The sequence below is a fragment of the Novosphingobium indicum genome (assembly GCF_014645195.1).
Taxonomy (GTDB): Bacteria; Pseudomonadota; Alphaproteobacteria; order Sphingomonadales; family Sphingomonadaceae; genus Novosphingobium; species Novosphingobium indicum.
Map to the genome: position 1 here is coordinate 16,130 of NZ_BMLK01000013.1, position 18,441 is coordinate 34,570.

Annotated in this window: 19 protein-coding genes; 10 read left to right on the plus strand and 9 right to left on the minus strand. The window is 63.4% G+C overall.

The annotated features are described in order from the left end of the window. Positions 1-481 precede the first annotated feature (481 nt). Positions 482-1,453, minus strand: a complete 972-nt coding sequence (locus tag IEX64_RS14050) for an ABC transporter ATP-binding protein (RefSeq protein WP_188820413.1) — start codon at positions 1,451-1,453, stop codon at positions 482-484. Between the two features lie 120 nt (positions 1,454-1,573). On the opposite strand from IEX64_RS14050, the gene IEX64_RS14055 reads away from it, so the two are divergent. The 7 genes from IEX64_RS14055 (at position 1,574) to IEX64_RS14085 (ending at position 7,252) form a co-directional block, all read left to right on the plus strand. Next, positions 1,574-2,842, plus strand: a complete 1,269-nt coding sequence (locus tag IEX64_RS14055) for a cytochrome P450 (RefSeq protein WP_229710362.1) — start codon at positions 1,574-1,576, stop codon at positions 2,840-2,842. 200 nt (positions 2,843-3,042) lie between these two features. Further along, positions 3,043-3,954: an acetylglutamate kinase gene (argB, locus tag IEX64_RS14060; RefSeq protein ID WP_188820415.1), complete on the plus strand. Its 912-nt coding sequence runs from the start codon at positions 3,043-3,045 to the stop codon at positions 3,952-3,954. 35 nt (positions 3,955-3,989) lie between these two features. Beyond that, complete coding sequence (locus tag IEX64_RS14065; RefSeq protein ID WP_188820416.1) at positions 3,990-4,562, plus strand: hypothetical protein; 573 nt, start codon at positions 3,990-3,992, stop codon at positions 4,560-4,562. Between the two features lie 150 nt (positions 4,563-4,712). Further along, on the plus strand, positions 4,713-5,006 hold the full coding sequence (locus tag IEX64_RS14070; protein ID WP_188820418.1) for a YggT family protein: 294 nt from the start codon (positions 4,713-4,715) through the stop codon (positions 5,004-5,006). After that, a complete protein-coding gene (gene folD, locus IEX64_RS14075) occupies positions 5,006-5,905 on the plus strand; it encodes a bifunctional methylenetetrahydrofolate dehydrogenase/methenyltetrahydrofolate cyclohydrolase FolD (protein WP_188820420.1) in 900 nt (299 codons plus the stop codon). The genes IEX64_RS14070 and folD overlap by 1 nt, the downstream gene beginning before the upstream one ends. Then, positions 5,902-6,609, plus strand: a complete 708-nt coding sequence (locus IEX64_RS14080; protein WP_229710365.1) for a hypothetical protein — start codon at positions 5,902-5,904, stop codon at positions 6,607-6,609. The genes folD and IEX64_RS14080 overlap by 4 nt, the downstream gene beginning before the upstream one ends. A gap of 7 nt (positions 6,610-6,616) precedes the next feature. Then, complete coding sequence (locus tag IEX64_RS14085) at positions 6,617-7,252, plus strand: MarC family protein (RefSeq protein ID WP_188820421.1); 636 nt, start codon at positions 6,617-6,619, stop codon at positions 7,250-7,252. A 122-nt stretch (positions 7,253-7,374) separates the two neighbouring features. Here IEX64_RS14085 and IEX64_RS14090 read toward each other — a convergent pair whose 3' ends face one another. From IEX64_RS14090 to IEX64_RS14100, 3 genes are read right to left on the minus strand one after another with little or no spacing between them, the layout of a single operon-like run. Next, complete coding sequence (locus IEX64_RS14090; protein ID WP_188820424.1) at positions 7,375-8,187, minus strand: cephalosporin hydroxylase family protein; 813 nt, start codon at positions 8,185-8,187, stop codon at positions 7,375-7,377. 15 nt (positions 8,188-8,202) lie between these two features. Then, positions 8,203-8,931, minus strand: a complete 729-nt coding sequence (locus tag IEX64_RS14095) for an FkbM family methyltransferase (RefSeq protein WP_188820426.1) — start codon at positions 8,929-8,931, stop codon at positions 8,203-8,205. A 4-nt stretch (positions 8,932-8,935) separates the two neighbouring features. Then, positions 8,936-10,150 (minus strand): FkbM family methyltransferase, encoded by a 1,215-nt coding sequence (locus IEX64_RS14100; RefSeq protein ID WP_188820428.1) that lies wholly within the window; start codon positions 10,148-10,150, stop codon positions 8,936-8,938. 119 nt (positions 10,151-10,269) lie between these two features. On the opposite strand from IEX64_RS14100, the gene IEX64_RS14105 reads away from it, so the two are divergent. From IEX64_RS14105 to IEX64_RS14115, 3 genes are read left to right on the plus strand one after another with little or no spacing between them, the layout of a single operon-like run. Continuing rightward, positions 10,270-11,130 (plus strand): NAD-dependent epimerase/dehydratase family protein, encoded by an 861-nt coding sequence (locus IEX64_RS14105; RefSeq protein WP_188820430.1) that lies wholly within the window; start codon positions 10,270-10,272, stop codon positions 11,128-11,130. Beyond that, complete coding sequence (locus tag IEX64_RS14110) at positions 11,127-12,203, plus strand: radical SAM/SPASM domain-containing protein (protein WP_188820432.1); 1,077 nt, start codon at positions 11,127-11,129, stop codon at positions 12,201-12,203. The genes IEX64_RS14105 and IEX64_RS14110 overlap by 4 nt, the downstream gene beginning before the upstream one ends. After that, complete coding sequence (locus IEX64_RS14115) at positions 12,200-13,435, plus strand: glycosyltransferase family 4 protein (RefSeq protein ID WP_188820433.1); 1,236 nt, start codon at positions 12,200-12,202, stop codon at positions 13,433-13,435. Before IEX64_RS14110 ends, IEX64_RS14115 begins: the two co-directional genes overlap by 4 nt. 6 nt (positions 13,436-13,441) lie before the next feature. Here IEX64_RS14115 and IEX64_RS14120 read toward each other — a convergent pair whose 3' ends face one another. From IEX64_RS14120 to rfbF, 5 genes are read right to left on the minus strand one after another with little or no spacing between them, the layout of a single operon-like run. Further along, entirely contained in the window at positions 13,442-14,674 is a 1,233-nt protein-coding gene (locus tag IEX64_RS14120) for a glycosyltransferase family 2 protein (RefSeq protein WP_229710400.1), read from the minus strand. Between the two features lie 5 nt (positions 14,675-14,679). Beyond that, positions 14,680-15,222 (minus strand): dTDP-4-dehydrorhamnose 3,5-epimerase, encoded by a 543-nt coding sequence (gene rfbC / locus IEX64_RS14125; RefSeq protein WP_188820437.1) that lies wholly within the window; start codon positions 15,220-15,222, stop codon positions 14,680-14,682. Next, positions 15,219-16,454 (minus strand): class I SAM-dependent methyltransferase, encoded by a 1,236-nt coding sequence (locus tag IEX64_RS14130; RefSeq protein WP_188820439.1) that lies wholly within the window; start codon positions 16,452-16,454, stop codon positions 15,219-15,221. The genes rfbC and IEX64_RS14130 overlap by 4 nt, the downstream gene beginning before the upstream one ends. Further along, on the minus strand, positions 16,451-17,512 hold the full coding sequence (gene rfbG / locus IEX64_RS14135) for a CDP-glucose 4,6-dehydratase (RefSeq protein WP_188820440.1): 1,062 nt from the start codon (positions 17,510-17,512) through the stop codon (positions 16,451-16,453). Before rfbG ends, IEX64_RS14130 begins: the two co-directional genes overlap by 4 nt. Then, positions 17,503-18,276: a glucose-1-phosphate cytidylyltransferase gene (gene rfbF, locus IEX64_RS14140; protein WP_188820443.1), complete on the minus strand. Its 774-nt coding sequence runs from the start codon at positions 18,274-18,276 to the stop codon at positions 17,503-17,505. The genes rfbG and rfbF overlap by 10 nt, the downstream gene beginning before the upstream one ends. Positions 18,277-18,441 lie beyond the last annotated feature (165 nt).

Consider the following 18,441-nt stretch of genomic DNA (forward strand, 5'->3'; position numbering starts at 1 on the left):
CTGTAGAACAGTACGGCAAGTACTGGGATCGCCCATCGCTGTTACCCGTTTGCGGGTAGTCCTGAAATATTCAATTCAATAGCGCGGGGTTAAGAACGTGGCTAACTTTATCACGTTATGCGCTCTTAATAGGCATCGGCCGGTTAGATCAGCCGTGCAATGGGATGGAGCTAATTATGTCGGTACTTGCAAGAACTGCGGGGAACCCATCAGGCGCATGAAGCACAACCTTTGGAAGCGTGACGGGGAAAAAGAATAGTGTTGCCCTTGTGAGTTCAAACGATGGTGTTCGAAACTGGCGAAACAGTTTTGCCGTCTCAATTCACGCGAACATGTTCCTCTTCCGGTGGCGCGTTGCTCTGATTAACGCGATCTCATCGCCGGCGGCTCGTTTCAGCGCTGGTTGCACCGTTTGCCAAAAGTGTGGTGTTCGGCGGGTGTTCTATCCCTGATCGCTTCGCGCCCGCACAATTTCGCGGGCTCAGGCTGCAGCGCGCGCCTGGCTGGTCAGGCTTACGAACACGTCTTCGAGATCGGCTTCGCGTGTCGTCACGTCGAGGATGCCGAAGCCTTGCGTCTGCAAAGCTGACAGAATCTCGCCGGCGTTGCTGCGATCCTTGTCGTAGGTGATTTCGAGCTGCCGTTCTCCGATGGTCTCACACTTCATGACACCGGGGTGGTTCGGCAGATTGGTCACATCGCGGTCGACGGTCAGCACGAGAATTTTCTCGCGCGCCATGCCGACCAGTTCGCGAGTCGGCTTGTTGGCGATCAGCTCGCCATGATTGATGATGGCGATCCGGTCGCACAGTTCCTCGGCCTCTTCGAGGTAGTGCGTGGTGAGCACGATGGTCACGCCTTCGCGGTTCATTTCGGTCACAAGTTCCCAGAGCTGACGTCGCAGTTCCACGTCCACGCCGGCCGTCGGTTCGTCCAGGACGAGCACAGGCGGCTGGTGGACCAGCGCCTTGGCGATCAGGAGGCGCCGCTTCATGCCGCCCGAGAGCGTGCGGGCATAGGCATCGCGTTTGTCGGCAAGGTGCACGGCGCGTAGCAGTTCCTCGCTGCGGCGCAGGTGCTTGGCGATGCCGTAGAGCCCCGCCTGGTTTTCCAGAACTTCGAACGGCGTGAAGAACGGATCGAAGACGATCTCCTGCGGAACGATGCCGATCGAGCGCTTGGCGTTACGCTGGTTGCGGTCGATGTCGAAGCCCCAGATTTCGGCGCTGCCCGAGGTCTTGCGCACGAGCCCGGCAAGAATGTTGATCAGCGTCGACTTGCCTGCGCCATTCGGGCCGAGCAGCCCGAAGATCCCGCCTTCGGGGACGTCGAAGGACACGCCCTTGAGCGCCAGCTTTCCTTCGCCGTTACCGGCGGGCGCATAGCGCTTGACCAGATCGCGAATGGAGATGGCGGCATTCGATGAGGTGGCGGGCTCGGGGGAGGTGCTCATGGCATCCGCATTTGGGGCAGGTTTGCGGCTGCGTAAAGGGCGGGCTTCGCTTGACGGGCAGATGGCGTGCACTTATGATCCACAATGTATCACTAATGCGTAACAAGCTTTGGGAGAGGAATGATGGCAACCGCCGCGACGACTGTGGAGAAGGATTACTTCACCGACCATTCGGTCCTGCTCGATCCCTACGACTACTTCGAGACGATCCGCCGCCACGGTCCGGTCTATCAGATGCAAAGCCGCGATGTCGTCGTGGTGACGGGTTTCGCGGAAGCGCTGGAAGTGCTGCGCAACACGCAGGACTTTTCGTCCTGGCTGAATCCCGATCCGTTGGTGAAGCTGCCGTTCGATGTCGATGGCGACGACATCACCGCGCAACTGGCGGCGACGCCAAGCAATCCGATGGAACTGATGGTCTCCTATGATGGTGAGCGGCACGCAGCTGCCCGTTCGCTGCTCAACCCGCTGTTCACGCCCTCGCGCCTCAAGGCCAACGAGGAATTCATGCGCGCCTATGCCGAAAAGATGGTGCAGGATGTCGTCGCGGCGGGCGGGTGCGAGCTGGTAAACAAGGTTGCGACGCCGTTCGTGACCATGGTCATTGCCGATCTGCTCGGCGTCCCGGCGGACGACCGCGAGGCCTTTCGCCAACTGATCGATTCCGCGCCGCCTCCGGGCAACATGGATGCGGGTGAAGATGGCCAGAGCGTCCACCCGCTGATGGTCATGGCCGGCTATTTCACGCGCTACGTTTCCGAGCGCCGGACCCAGCCGCAGAACGACGTGATGACCGAGATGGCGCTGGCCAAGTACCCCGACGGATCGACGCCCGATGCGATGGAAGTGGTGAAGTCGGCGATGTTCCTTTTTGCCGCCGGGCAGGACACTAGCGCCAAGCTGATCGGCAATGCGATGCGCCGTCTGGCCGAAGATCAGGATTTGCAGCAGCAGATTCGCGAGGACCGCAAGCTGGTCGGGCCGTTCCTGGAAGAAGTCCTGCGCGTCGAAGGCTCGACCAAGGCAACCTTCCGCATCGCCTCGCGCAGGACGAGGATCGGCGACATGGAAATCCCGGCCGGCAAGCGCGTGGTGGTTTCGCTGTCCGCGGCCAACCGCGATCCGCGCCGCTGGGAGGACCCGGCCGAATTCCGCCTCGGCCGGCCCAAGATCAAGGAGCACCTCGCCTTCGGCCGCGGCGCGCATACCTGTGCAGGCGCCCCGCTGGCCCGCGCAGAGGTGGCGGTGATTCTCGACAGGTTCCTCGAGCACACCAGCGCCATCACGCTCGACGAGGCGCATCACGGCCCGGCCGGCAACCGCACTATCGAATACGAGCCGAGCTACATCATTCGCGGTCTGGCGAACCTGCATATCAAGGTCGCCTGATCGTTTCGATGTCGTGGCTGCAGTCCTTCGTTCGGGGGCTGCAGCCTCATTCTTGGCGGCCCAGGCATCAGCTTTTCATGCTTTCCGTCTTGGATTTCGCCGGGTGCGTTCGCCATATCGGTGCAAACGCCCGGGCGGACAAAGGCTGATCTGCCGGAAAAACCCTTCAAATCCGCGCCGGGGCGGCTAAAGCCCGTTGCATGTCGAATCCGCACGATCCCGCCATGCTGGCCAAGGCCGAAACCCTCGTCGACGCGCTGCCCTATATGCAGCGATACGCCGGACGCACGTTCGTGGTGAAATACGGCGGCCATGCCATGGGCGATCCCGAGCTGGCGAGCGACTTTGCCGAGGATGTCGTGCTGCTCAAGGCGGTGGGCATCAACCCGGTGGTGGTCCACGGCGGCGGCCCGCAGATCGGCGCCATGCTCAAGAAGGCCGGTATCGAGAGCCAGTTCATCGACGGCTTGCGTGTCACCGACAAGGCTACGGCCGAAGTGGCCGAAATGGTCCTCTCGGGCGCGATCAACAAGGAGATCGTCGGCTGGATCTCCAAGGCCGGCGGCAAGGCCATGGGCATCTCCGGCAAGGACGGCAAGATGGTCACGGCCCGCAAGGTGCAGCGGACCAAGAAGGATCCCGACAGTCTGATCGAAAAGGTGGTCGATCTCGGCTTCGTGGGCGAGCCCGATTCCATCGACATCTCGGTGATCGAGACGATCTCGGCCGCGGGCATGATTCCGGTCATCGCCCCGATCGCGCCCGGCGCCGACGGCGAGACATACAACGTCAACGCCGATACCATGGCCGGGGCGATTGCCGCCGCGCTGGGGGCCGCCCGGCTGTTCCTGCTCACCGACGTGCACGGCGTGCTCGACAAGCAAGGCAACCTGCTCACCGACCTGCGTCCCGCAGACATCGAGAAGCTGCAGCAGGACGGGACGATCTCGGGCGGTATGATCCCCAAGCTGGAAACCTGCGTCCATGCCGTGGAGGCCGGGTGCGAGGCCGCCGTCGTGCTTGACGGGCGTGTCTCGCATGCCATGTTGCTGGAAATATTCACGCAGGAAGGCGCCGGCACGTTGATCCGAACCGGTCAGACGTCCAAGTGAGGGGTTCCCAGAGGCTGAAAGGTATCTCGATACTCATGCGCACCATTGCCGCGACCAGGACCATGCTCGTCACCGCACTTTCGGGCAGCGTGTTGCTGCTCGCGGGGTGCAACCAGAATGCCCCTACGCCGGAGATGACGGCGGAGGCCACCGGCTTTGCAACCGATGCCGTTGTGACAGAACCCGCACCGCTGCCTTCGGTGGACGCTTCGGCCGCTGCCAGCGCCGGCATTGCCGCCGGTCTCGACATGGGTGCGCTGCAGGAACGCCGCGATCCCGAACGCCTCCTTCGGTACTACACCAACGCCCTGCGCGTGGGCGACTGGATCGATGCCGCGAGGGCCTGGAGCCTCGATGCGCAGATGACCCCCGAAAAGCTGCAGGCGGAATTCGGCGGTCAGGCCGGCCCGAAGATCGCGGTCGGCAAGGGCGACGTCGAGGGGGCCGCCGGCTCGCTCTATTACGAGGCGCCGATCGTCGTCGATTTCGCGGATGGCCGCGCGTCCAAGCGTGGCACCATCGTGCTGCGCCGCGTGAACGACGTCCCCGGTGCCAGCGAGGAACAGCTCAACTGGCGGATCGAACGCACCTCTACACTGGTGCCCTGAATCCGGGCGCTGCACCGCCGCTTCAGTCGGTATTCGTCGAAAGCTGTCGGTAGAGCGTAGAGCGCACCCTTGCCGGGGTGGCGCCTGCTCGGCTATCAGCGCGGCCAGCCTCGACCTGAGCGCGGGTCCTCATCAGGAAAGGAGCAGGTGTTGCTGTTCGCCACCCTCTACGAGATCGTCCAGTATCTCATCAATATCATCGTCTTCGTGGTGATTGTGCAGTTCGTGTTGAGCCTGCTCATCTCGTTCAACGTGGTCAACATGCACAACCAGTTCGTCGCGGCCGTCTATCAGGCGCTCAACGCCATTCTCGATCCGCTGTTGCGACCGATCCGGCGGATGATGCCCAATACCGGCGCCATCGACTTTTCGCCGATGATCCTGATCATCGGGCTTACCATCCTCGGCATTATCCTTCGCAACCTGGCGATAGCGTACGCATAATGACTGAAGCTTCGATCATCGACGGCAAGGGCTTTGCCGCAGGCCTGCGCGAGCGGGTTTCCAGGGTAGCGGCGGATTTCGAGGCGAAGGCCGGCCGCAAGGCGGGCCTAGCGGTCGTGCTGGTGGGAGAGGACCCCGCCAGCCAGGTCTATGTCCGCAACAAGAACAAGCAGACCGTGGCCTGCGGCATGAACAGCTTCGAGCACAAGCTGCCCGTCGAAACGCCCGAGGCGGATCTGCTGGCGCTGGTCGAGAAGCTGAATGCCGATCCGGCCGTGGACGGCATCCTCGTCCAGCTTCCGCTGCCTTCGCACATGAACGAGCAGAAGGTGATCGCCACGATCAATCCCGACAAGGACGTGGACGGTTTCCACGTCGTCAATGTCGGGCGTCTGGCGACGGGCCTTCCCGGTTTCGTGCCTTGCACGCCGCTGGGCTGCGTGATGCTGCTCAAAGACAAGCTGGGCTCGCTTTCGGGGCTCGATGCCGTGGTGATCGGGCGCTCCAACATTGTCGGCAAGCCGATGGCGCAGCTGCTTCTGGCAGAAAGCTGCACGGTTACCATCGCCCACAGCCGCACCAGGGACCTGCCCGCTGTGGTGCGCCGCGCCGACATCGTGGTCGCCGCCGTGGGCCGTGCGGAGATGGTCAAGGGCGACTGGATCAAGCCGGGCGCCACAGTCATCGACGTCGGCATCAACCGCTTGCCGCCCGCCGAAGGCGAAACCAAGGGCAAGCTGGTCGGTGACGTCGATTTTGCCAGCGCTTCGCAAGTCGCGGGAGCGATCACCCCGGTCCCCGGCGGGGTCGGCCCGATGACCATTGCCGTGTTGCTGCGCAACACTGTCGTCGCCGCGCATCGCAATGCGGGAATCGGGCTGGACGAGAACGCGATTTGAACCGGATCGGCGCCTTTCTGCTCGTAGGTGCGGCGGTGGCGATGCTCGCCGCGCCCGCCGGCGCGGAAAAGCGTCGCCGTCCGGCGGGACCCGGCACGGCCAACCCCAGCGAGCTGATCGCTACCGAGATCGCCTTTGCCCGCGCCGCGCGCGAAGACGGGCAATGGACGGCCTTCCGCAAGTTCGCCGATGACGAGGCCGTGATGTTCGTGCCGCAGCCGGTCATGGCGAAGGACTGGCTCAAGGGTCAGCAGGACCCGGCTCAGCCTGTCCAGTGGGAACCCTACCAGGTCTGGATGAGCTGCGACGGCACCTTGGGCGTGATCAAGGGCGCATGGCACCGGCCGGACGGTTCGGTGGGTTATTTCACCACGATCTGGAAGCAGCAGAAGAAGGGCGAGTATCGCTGGCTGCTTGATCAGGGCGATGCACTGAGCGAGCCGCTTGAAAAGCCCGACTGGCTCTCCGCGAGCGTCGCAGATTGCCCCCAGCGCGGCAGCGGTCCGCCTCCGCACAGCGGCGACAAGAATCACGAAAAGCGTCGCGAAGCCGGGATGACCGGTTACGGGCAGGCCGATGACGGCACCCTGCGGTGGAGCTACAAGGTTTCGCAGGATAATTCGCGCGTGCTGTCCGTCTACCTGCGCAAGAACGGGAGCATGAGCGAGGTCTTGTCGTCATCCGTAGCCGGGCAGGCGGACTAAGCGCGCCATGCTCGACCTTTTCCTCTCGGCTTTCGTCACCCTCTTCGTGGTGATCGACCCGCCCGGCTGCGCGCCGATCTATGCGGGGCTTTCTGCTGACGCGAGCCGGCGGCAGGCGGTGGTCATGGCCGCGCGCGCCTGCGTGATCGCGGCGCTGATCCTCATTGCCTTCGCCCTGTTCGGCAAGCAGTTGCTCGGCGCGCTGCACGTCGAACTCGACGCTTTCCGCATTGCCGGTGGCATCATGCTGTTCATGATCGCGGTCGACATGGTCTTTGAAAAGCGCACGCAGCGCCGCGAGGAACGCGCAGAAAAGCTGATGGCAGAGCACGCCGAAACCCCGGAAGTGGAAGATGTCTCGATCTTTCCGATGGCCATGCCGATGCTTGCCGGCCCCGGTTCGATCGCGACGATCATGCTGCTGATGAGCCGCGCGCACGGTTTCGAAGCGACCGCCGTCGTGCTGGCCGCGATGCTTTCGGTCATGCTCCTGAGCTTTGCTGCCCTCGCAGCCGCCGGCCCGCTGATGCGCGTACTGGGTGACAACGTGGAGGCCGTTATCACGCGCCTGCTGGGCGTGCTACTGGCCGCTCTGGCGGCACAGTACGTGATCGACGGCGTGACGGCCTCGCTGCTGCGCTAGCGGCTCTTCTACCCTAACCAGCCACACCCCGTTCGTGTCGAGCGAAGTCGAGACACGCCAAGGCCGCGCTCACGTGTCTCGACTTCGCTCGACACGAACGGATGGCAGACTAACCGGGGAGGTCAAACCCGCCGCAGGAATCCGTCGACCGAGGCGGTGATGACGATCTTGTTCTCGATGGTCTTGTCGAGTTCGAAAGCCAGCTTGTCGCCGTCCGCTGCCGTGCGGCCTTCGTCAGCCAGTCGCTTCTGGTATTCCCAGACCGCAGTGCGCGGGTTGTCGCCCTTGCCCCAGGGGCGGTCGGCGCACATTTCGTCGGGCAGGTCTTCGACGCCGGTATCCCAGACCACGCAGTAGGAGCCCTTCGAGGTCAGCGGCGCATAGACCTCCAGCTCTGCCAGCACATGTTCATGCGTGTGGTTGGAATCGAGGAAGACCATGATCCGCTCGTATCCCTCGGCATGGGCCTTCACTTGCTCGAAGATGTCCGGTGCTACCGAGGAACCCTGGATCGTGGTGATCTTGTGCGCCATCGGATGCTCTTCGATCCCGGCGCGGTTGTGCGCACGGATGTCGATATCGACGCCCACCACCTTGCGGCGGCTGGCCTTTGGATCGAGCACGGTACCGGCTTCCAGCGCATCGCAGTAGTCGAGCATCGCCAGCATCGAGGCCGAGAGGATCAGCGATCCGCCATGGGCGATGCCGGTTTCGATGATCAGGTCAGGGCGGCAAGTCCAGATCAGTTCCTGAATTGCATACTGATCCTGCGGCACCTGAATGATCGGGCGGCCAAGCCAGGTGAAGTTCTGCGCATAGTTGTGCCGGATCGCCTCGCGCAGCCAGATCTGCGTCATGCCGAGGAAGGCAGTGTCCTCGCCGATGCCGCGGATGTTGTCCTGCACATAGGCAGCGAACTTGGCGTTTTCAGACATGCAATCAATTCCCGATCATGTGAGGCGTGTGCAGTGGATGTCCCACCAGCGCGTGCGCGGGGCGAGGCGATTACCCTCACGGTCGCGCACGGTCGTGGCGTAGTGTTCCACCATGTCGTTATACGAGAGCCAGTCCCCCTCGATATCGCGGCCGAGCGGACCGGAGGCACCGGCGGGGAAGATGTGGCCATGTTCGGCATCAGTCCGTCCCTCGACGGTCGACTGGTCGAGCAGCTTGAATCCGTCGTAGCCGCAAGCGGCGAGGGTTTCCATGTAGTCGAAGCCGAAGCGGCAATCCTCGACGCTGATGCAGGCGGGCAGCAGCGGTGCGCCGCGAAGCTGGTCGAGCACGACATGGTCGACCCCTTCGACATCGATCTTGAGATAGTAGGGCACGCCGAACCGCGCGAACAGTTCGGGCAGCGTCACGCACTGCACGGTGATGCGCTCGCACGTGCTGTCGTCGCGCCCGGCCCAGCCCGGATCGATGCTGCTCCAGTGGTCGTTGTCGAGATTGACGAGGAAGCTCGTCTCGCCCGAATGCTCCCAGATGGCCGCATGGACGATGGTGAGGCGGCCTTGCTCCACCGCATCGGCAAAGCGCTCCGAGGCCTTGGCGCAAAGCGCGGGATTGGCTTCGAGCGCGACGACATCGTAGCCGAGCTTCAGATAGTAGTCGGTGTCGTCCCCGTTGTTCATGCCGAGGTCGAAGATCAGGCGGCTGTTGCGGGCATAGGTTGTCATCGGATCACCCTTGCTCCTGCGGCAGCGCATAGACGACCGCGCCGGTGCCGCACCAGCTGTGCAGCCGCATAAGGAAACGGTAGTCCTCCAGCGTGTCCATCAGCCATGCCGGCGTACGCCAGATCCCGTCGGCATTGTGATAGGTGGTCACGGCGAGGATCGGGCGATTTCGCCGGATCGTCTCGCGAGCCCCGCGCAGGGCATCGAGCTCCGCGCCTTCCAGATGGAGCTTGATGAAATCGGGCGCGAGATCGAGGCTGTCGAGCGTTATGCTGCGCAGCATGTCTCGTCCCGTCGCGGAAAATTGTGAGGCGTAGCCGAGACCGCGATGGAAAGGCCGCGTATCGCTGTCCGCTCCCAATGCTGCCGCTACGGGCGTGATCCGCTCGGCCACTTCCGGTGCCATTGCTGCACGCATGGCTTCAATGGCAGCGAAGTTGTCGGGGTCGGGTTCGATGGCGACGATCCGCTTGAAGGTATTGTCGCGCAGCGCCGCGAACTTGCGGGTGACTTGCCCATGATGCGCGCCGCCATCGACGAACACGCCCAGCCTTTCGGCACGCGCGGTGACGTCCGAAATGAAAAAGCGGTCGCCGCCAGTGACGGGCGGGCCTTCGAAGGTCCACTCCTCGCGTAACATGCGCCACGCCAGGAACTGAAGGTGATGCGCGCGCGACAGATCGTCGTCCCAGGCATAGAGAACGTCCGCGGTGCGCGCGAAATCGGTGTCGCTCAGTGGATGGGCGAACCAGCCGTTAGAAAGCGGATGCCGGTCTCGCTGGCTTTCGGCAACATCGTAAAACGGGACGACCTCGGCCCAGCCATCGGCTGCCAGATCGCTTTCCAGCGGCTTGAAAGGCGCCGTGGCCACGCAGAGGATCAGTTGCGCATCCTGCTTCACACGAGGCGGCACATCCTGCGGGTGTACGATCTCCACGCCGCGCCAGAACGGATCCTCGCGCAGCGCCTCGGCATTGCGATCGACGACAAGGCCGATCTCGTGACCGAGCGAGGCGAAGTAGTCGCGCGCCATCCGGCCCATGTCGCCGCCGCCGTAGAGGGTGATCGGCAAGCGAGGGGGCTGCGGGGTCGCGCGGCAGGTGCCGTCCCGGAGGTCGGCCAGCAGCGCGCGCGCTTCGCTGCGCCCCGGCACTTCGGAGAACTGACGCAGGCCATAGCGCTTGGCGCCGGTCAGCACCGCTGGACCCCTTTCGCGCATGACCTTTCCCGTACTCCCCGTGACGAACCACGAACTTATCACACGCAAAGCGTATGGGAATCGTTAACCAAACCTTGGTAGTTGTGTCGCCCAAGGGGAAAAGGGCTTATAGATTTGCCATGAGCGTGGTGCTGTTGACCGGAGCGACCGGCTTCGTCGGTCGAGCGATCCACCGCTATCTCCAGCGGCGGGGCCATGACGTGCGCGTTACGGTCCGTCCCGGCACCGCGCCCCGTCTTGCCGTTCCCACACCTCAGACGGCGATCATCGAAACCGACGACATTTTCGCACGCGATGCCGCATGGTGGGCCAAGGCCTGTGCGGGCGTGGACGCCGTTATCCATGCCGCATGGTTTGTCGAGCACGGCCGCTACCTCAACGCGCCCGAAAACGCCGATTGCGTGCAGGGCAGCTGCGCCCTCGCGCAAGGCGCAGTGGAGGCTGGCGTCGCCCATGTCATCGGCGTGGGGACCTGCATGGAATACCGCCTGCCGGGCGAGAACCTCTGCGTCAATGCCCCGCTGGAACCGGCCAATTTTTATGCCGCGTGCAAGGTCGCAACCTATCAAATGATGCGCGAATGGCTCGCGCAGCACGACACCCGCTTTTCCTGGTGCCGCCTGTTCTACCTGCACGGCGAGGACGAGCACCCCGCCCGGATCGGGGCCTACCTGCATCGCCAGCTACAGGCCGGCAAACAGGCGGACCTTTCCGCCGGTACCCAGGTCCGCGACTTTCTCGATGTGCGTCAGGCCGGTGCGATGATTGCCAATGTCGTCGACAGCGGCCAGACTGGCGTCATCAACATATGTTCGGGCGAGCCGCTGACCGTGCGCGCCTTTGCCGAGCGGATCGCCGACAGCTACGGCCGGCGCGACCTGCTGAAATTCGGAGGCCAGCCGCCTCGTCCGTCAGACCCCGCAGCAGTGGTCGGCGTGTGCAATCTAAAAAAATCTGCCGAACTACTGGAGTTCTTATGAAAGCGCAGCTGAAGCCCCGGATCAATCTGGAAGGGCGCACGCCGCTGGAAACGGTCATTCCGCTGGAGACCCCGTTCGTCGTCTTCGTCGATCCGGCCAGCGCCTGCAACTTCCAGTGCAAGTTCTGCCCGACCGGCCACCGCGACATGATCGCCGACACCGGCCGCTATCAGGGCGCGATGAAGTACGATGTCTTCACCAAGGTGGTCGACGATCTCGCGGAGTTCTCGCAGCCGATCAAGGTGCTGCGCATGTACAAGGACGGCGAGCCGTTCCTGAACAAGCGACTGGCCGACATGATCGCCTATGCCAGAAAAGCGGATCACATCGCATATATCGACACCACCACCAACGGCACGCTGATGACGCCCGAGCGCGCCGGGCCGGTGATCGAGGCCGGGCTCGACCGGATCAACATCTCCGTCGATGGCATGACCAACGAGCAGTACAAGCGGTTCACCGGCTTCGACTTCGATTTCCCCGCCTTTGTGAAGAACGTGAAGTGGCTCTACGAAAACAAGGGCGACATGGAGATCGCGATCAAGATCCCCGGCGAGTTGATCACCGAGGATCAGCGCAAGGAGTTCTTCGACACCTTCGGCAACTACTGCGACCGCATCTTCGTCGAAAACTTTGCGCCGTGCTGGCCCGAGTTCGACATCGAGGCCCATACCGGCGTGAAGATCGAAAAGGGCATCTACCAGCAGGACGTGACGCCCACCGACACCTGCCCCTACATCTTCTACGGCTACTCGGTGAATGCCGACGGCCTTGTCAGTTCCTGCTTCCTCGACTGGGGGCGCAAACTGGTGATCGGCGACGTGCGCGAGCAGTCGATGAAGGAGATCTGGAACTCCGACAAGATGAACGCATTGCGCCTGCAGCATCTCGAAGGGCGCCGATGTGAAAACGGCGTCTGCGGCGATTGCGGCCAACTGACGCACTGCCTGCCCGACAATGTCGATGAATTCCGCCCCACGCTGCTCGACACGTTCAACAAGCTGGTGACCATTGATCCCTCCGTGGAGGCCCCGGGCGGGTTCAGGGAGCCGAGCGCCATCGCCGCAGAATGAAGATCCTGCATATCGCTGCGCACCTGGGCGGCGGCGTGGGCAAGGCCCATGCCGCGCTCTGCGCAGCTGATGGCGCCGATGTGCAGCGCCACTACCTGCTGCTCGAAGAACCACGCGACCGGCGCTACGCGACCGCAGTCGAGCAGGCCGGCGGGACGATAACCGTAGCGCCGGGGCCGCAGGTCGCGCGAGACCTGATCGCGCAGGCGGACGTGCTGCAGATCGAATGGTGGAACCACCCGCGCCTCTACGAGTGCCTGTGCCGGTGGGACCTGCCCGAAGCCCGTACGGTGATCTGGGCGCACATTTCCGGCCTCCATGCGCCGTGTATTCCTGCTGGCTTGCTAACCGCCCCGCATCGCTTCCTGTTTACCTCGGCCTGTTCGATGGAAGCCGCCGCTGTGCAGGCGCTGGCGCCCGAAGACCGCGCCGGGTTGGGCGTGGTCAACAGCGGTTTCGGCTTTGCGGCACCGGCGCCGACAACGCCGCAGCGTGCAGGCAATATCGGCTATCTGGGCACGGTCGATTTCAGCAAGCTGAGCCCCGACTTCCTCGAGGTGGTCGACCGCGCAGAACCCGATACGCCAGTGTCGATCTGGGGCGAGGTCGAGGCGGGCAGTCCGGTCCTTCGCCGTGCTTCGACCATGCGCAAGCCTGAAGCGGTGCGCTTTGCAGGCCACACGGACGATCCCGAAGAGGTACTGCGGCAGACCGGGATATTCCTTTACCTGCTGCAGCCCAAGCACTTCGGCACTGCCGAGAACGCGCTGATCGAAGCCATGTCGCTAGGCTGCGCACCGCTCGTTTTCGCTAATCCCGCCGAACGCGCCATCGTCGAGCATGGCCGCACCGGATTCATCGAAGCCGATGCCCCCGCTGCTGCCGAGCGCCTGAAATGGATGCTGCGCAATCCGGACATGGTCGCAAGGATCGGAGAGGCCGCGGCCCGTTTTACGGCCAAAACCCGGACTGCAGCAAAATCCGCCGGAGAGTTCGCGGCGATCTACCGCGACGTGGTCTCGGTAGAGAAGCGGAAGATCGACTACAGCGCCATACTCGGAGCGACGCCGGCCGAGTGGTTCCTTTCCACGCAGGAGAGCACCGGTTCGCAAAAGGAACCCAAGGGCTCGGCGCGAAAAGGCACTCTGGCCCATTTCACGCACTGCTTTCCCGACGATCCGTCGCTCAAGGCGCTTTCGCCTCGACTGCCCGACCTGTTCTCGACGGACTGAGCGGCCTCAGACCAGCACGAACTGCATCAGATCGCTTTCCAGGAACACGAAGTGCGGGTCGAAGCCCCGAGCTGCAAAGGTATCGGCCGCTTCCTGCGATGACACGAGCACGGCGGTCGACGCCGCTTGTGTATCGCTCTCGCCCGTATCGCCCGTCACCTCGATATGGTCCGCCAAGCCGAGCTTGAGCAGCACTTCGCTGATGGCCTGCGGATCATCGGCATCGCTCAGGATCAGACGCTTGATTTCGGGAATGGAACTGACCTTGTAAGCCAGCGTCTGCAGGCCGACCATCACCGGGAACTGCGAGCGCAGTTCCGCGACGCTGGGATGGTCGCCGAAGCCGGCAATCGCCATGCGCGTGTAGAGTTCATAGGCCCGCACATAGTCGTTGCGCGCCAACCAGAAGCGCACCGCCACAGACATGCGCAGCGCCGTGAAGATGTGGCACATCCGGTCGTAGAGCGCGCGGGCTTCATCATCGGCGCTCAGCTTGCCGCGACTGACGCCGAAATGCAGGAAGTATTCGAGGCCGCCGCGATACATGTCCCACGAGGTCATGACGTCCTCGTTGCCCGCCTGCTCGCGGTTGGGGGCGACCTTGGACACGGTGACCGAGCGGTAGAACGGCTCCTTGAGGAACGTCACGGCACCCTGATCGAGGAAGTGGGCAAGATAGACGAAGGGCCAAAAGCAGAAGAAGCGCGGCACGAATGCCGAGCGCACGCTCGACATTCGGTAGATCGCGATTTCCGGGAAGATGTGCTTCTGGAAGATGAATTCGAACACGCTCAGGAAGTCCTGCCGATCGAATTTCACATCGGCATCCACCTCGTAGAACTTGCGGTGATCGACGCCCTGAACCTCGTCGTGGAGAAACCAGGGGGCATGGCAGGCGCTGACATCCTGATTGGCGTCAAGGTAGGCGATCACTTCCTTGATCCGCGGCAGGATCAGCAGGTCGTCGTCACCCTGATAGATCATGTACTCGCCCGAGGCGTGCTGGATCGCGTTGGTGAGGTTGGGTCCCGGACCGGCGTTTTCCGGCATGCGCAGATAGGTAATCGGCAGCCCCTTATCGATGAAGCCCTGCACGACCTCCTGCGTGTTGTCACTGGACGCGTTGTCCGAGATCACGATTTCATGGGCAAAATCGAAGTCCGCTTCCGCCAGGCATGTCAGCGCCGTTTGCAGGTACTCCGCTCGGTTGTAGGTCGGAATGCAGATGCTGAGTTTCATGTCAGTCAAAGGACCACCTCGTTGCTGAAATCGGGATATTGGGCATCGCGCGCGCCGATGATCTCGGGCGAGAAGGGCCAGGCGATGGCGAAGGCGGGATCGTCCCAGCGCACGCCGCGTGCCAGATCGGGAGCGTAGGTCTCGGAAATCTGGTAGAACAGCTCGCAATGGTCCTCAAGCGTGAGGAAACCGTGGGCACAGCCAGCGGGAATGTAGAAGGCGTTGTGACGGGCGGAATCGAGTTCGACCGCCGCCCACTTCAGATAGCTGGGCGAATCCGGACGCAGGTCGAGCGCGACATCGAACACGCGACCGCACGACGCCCGCACCAGCTTGGCCTCCGCCTTGGACGCGATCTGGAAATGCAGTCCGCGCAGCGTGCCGCGCCTGGCATTGGTCGAGACGTTGCATTGCGGATAGACGCTGGCGAGGCCCTGCGCTGCGAACGTCTCCGCGCAGAAAGTCCGGGCGAAGGCACCGCGCTCGTCTTCGCGCATCTCGGGTTCGACGATAAAAGCCCCGGCGACATCGGTTGCAACGAACTTCACGTCAGCACCGTCAGTTCCGGAACCGCAACCACGAACTGCCCGCCCCACGCGCGAACCTCACCCATCGTCGCCATGACTTCCTCGCGGATGTTCCACGGCAGGATCAGGACGTAGTCGGGCCGGGTTTCGGCAAGCGTTTCCGGCGGAAGGATCGGCAGATGACTGCCCGGCAGGAAATGGCCCTGCTTGGCCGGATTACGGTCGACGACATAGGCGATCCGGTCCGTCCCGACACCGCAGAAGTTGAGCAGCGTATTGCCCTTGGCCGCCGCACCATAGGCCGCCACTGTCTTCCCGTCGCTTGCGGCCTGATCGAGAAACGCCAGCAGCCCGTCGCGCACCGGCGCCACGCGGCTCTGGAAGGCAGCGTAGGTTTCAAGCTTGTCGAACCCGGCGGCCTTTTCGTCCGCACGCACTTTGGCGAGGCGCTGACCGATTTCGTGCGCCTGTGACGCCGCCGGGCAGGCCAGTACGCGCAGGCTCCCGCCATGGGTGGGCAGTTCCTCGACATCGAAGACCTTCAGGCCGTGTGCCGCAAAGACCGTCTCCACCGCGAGCAGCGAGAGGTAGTAGAAATGCTCGTGATAGACGGTGTCGAACTGCACCCCTTGGATCAGTCGCAGCAAATGGGGGAACTCGACGCTCACGACGCCATCGGGCTTGAGCACCGCGGCAAGACCACCGACGAAATCGTTGATGTCGGGCACATGGGCCAGCACGTTGTTGCCGATGACCATGTCCGCCGCGAGCCCCCTGCTCACCAGATCGCGCGCCGTCTCCTTGCCGAAGAAGCGCGCCTCGGTCGGCACGCCGATCTGGCGGGCAGCCTCGGCCACGTTCTCGGCCGGCTCGATCCCGAGCGCAGGCACACCTGCTGCAACGAAGTGCTTGAGCAGGTAGCCGTCGTTGCTCGCCACCTCGATCACCTGCGAGGTCGCGTCCAGCCCGAAGCGCGCACGCGCCATTTCGGTAAACCGCCGCGCATGCTCCACCCAGCTGTCGCTGTAGGACGAGAAATAGGCGTAATGGCTGAAGATGTGCTCGGGCGGCACGAAGCTGTCGGCCTGCACCAGCCAGCACTGTGAACACACGAAGGCGCGCAGCGGATAAGCCGGTTCGGGCTGCGTGAGCCGCGCTTCGGTGAGGTAGGCATTGGCGAGCGGCGTTTCGCCGAGATCGACGAAGGGCTGCTCCACCGGCGCACCGCAGAACCGGCAGGGGCGCGTGCTCATGCCATCCGTTCCTCGTAGTCTGCGATCTGCCGCAGCGTGAATTCGCGCATGTCCGCTCCCCGGCGATGGGCGTCGTACCAAGAAACCGTCCAGTCGACGGTCTGCCCCCGGTCGAGACAGGGACGCCATCCCAGAACGTCCCCCGCGCGGGCGGAATTAAGCATCAGGAACGGCGCTTCGCCGGCCCATGAGCCGGGCGCCTGCTCCCAGCTTCGTTCCAGACCGAACCCCCGGCCCAGTTGGTCGGCCAGTTCGGCGACTGTCGCGAAGTCCTGTGCATCGGGACCGAAATTCAGCGCCTCGGGCAAGGTGGCATCCCCAGCCTCGGTCAGCGCGCGGGCATACGTGAGATAGCCGCCGAGCGGTTCCAGTACGTGCTGCCAGGGGCGGACGGCTTCGGGATAGCGCAGCATGACCGGCTCGCCCTTTTCCAGCGCGCGGATGAAATCGGGCACCAGCCGGTCTTCCGCCCAGTCGCCGCCGCCGATGACATTCCCGGCGCGTGCGGTGGCGAGGACCACGCCCTGCTCGCGCAGGAAGCTTTTCGCGTAGCTCTGGCACACCAGTTCGGTGCAGGCTTTCGAATTGCTGTAGGGATCGCTGCCGCCCAGCGGATCGCTCTCCACGAAGGCCTTGGGCCGGCCGTCGTTGGCATAGACCTTGTCCGAGGTCACCACGAGCACAGTGCGCACCGACGGCGTGCTGCGCACGGCATCGAGCAGGTTCACCGTGCCCATGACATTGGTGGCATAAGTCCCGGCGGGATCGGCGTAGGAAGGCCGCACCAGCGCCTGTGCCGCCATGTGGATGACAATTTCCGGTTCGGCCTGCTGCAGCACACCCGACAGGGCCGCTCCATCGCGGATGTCGACAATATGGTGTTCGCCCCTCCACGGACCGGCCATCGCATAGAGCGACGGCGAGGTTGCAGGCGCCAGCGCTAAGGCCGATACCTCTGCACCCAGCCGTTCCAGCCAGAGGCTCAGCCAGGCCCCCTTGAAGCCGGTGTGCCCCGTGACGAAAACCCGCCGGCTCTGCCAGAAGCTATTCAGCCCCATACCTTCCAGGGCGCCTTGCCGGAGTTCCACAGCTCCTCGAACTGCATCTTTTCGCGCAGCGTATCCATGGGTTGCCAGAACCCGTCATGCTCGAAGGCGGCAAGCTGCCCGGCAGCGCAGAGCCGTTCGAGCGGCCCGCGCTCCCACACCGTCGCATCGCCCTCGATCAGATCGATGACCGAGCGGTTGAGCACGAAGAAGCCGCCATTGATGCGCTGGTTGCCGATGCTAGGCTTCTCGACGAAGGAGGTCACGCGTCCGTTCTCGATATTGGCGGCGCCGAAGCGGCCCGGCGGCACGACTGCGCACATCGTTGCTTCCAGCCCATGGTCGCGGTGAAAAGCGATCTCGGCGGTGATGTCGATATCGCCCAGCCCGTCGCCGTAGGTCATGCAGAATGGCTCTTCGGGATCAAGGTAGGGCGCCACACGGCGCAGGCGTCCGCCGGTCATGGATTCAATGCCGGTGTCGACAACCGTCACCCGCCAGTTCACCTGCTCGGCACTGTGATGCTCGATCGTGCCGTTGGAGAGATCCACCGTGATGTCGTTGTGATGGATGAACAGGTTGGTGAAGTATTCCTTGATCATGTAGCCCTTGTAGCCGGCGCACACGATGAACTCGGTGATGCCGTGATGGGCGTAGATGTTCATGATGTGCCAGAGCATCGGCTTTTCGCCGATCTCGATCAGCGGCTTGGGCCGGGCGATCGTTTCTTCCGATAGGCGCGACCCGAAGCCACCGGCCAGAATTACGGCTTTCATGAGAGGCGCCCCGTTCCCCGTATTCGTGCGAGTGCTGCTACAGGCTGCATCTCGGAAATACCCTCTGTTTTCGTTCCGTTATCGACAGACCGGCTTTCCCCCAGCCGCTTCGGCAACATGAACGGGGGAAGGTATAGGCGCAACGAATCGCACTAAGCAACCCGT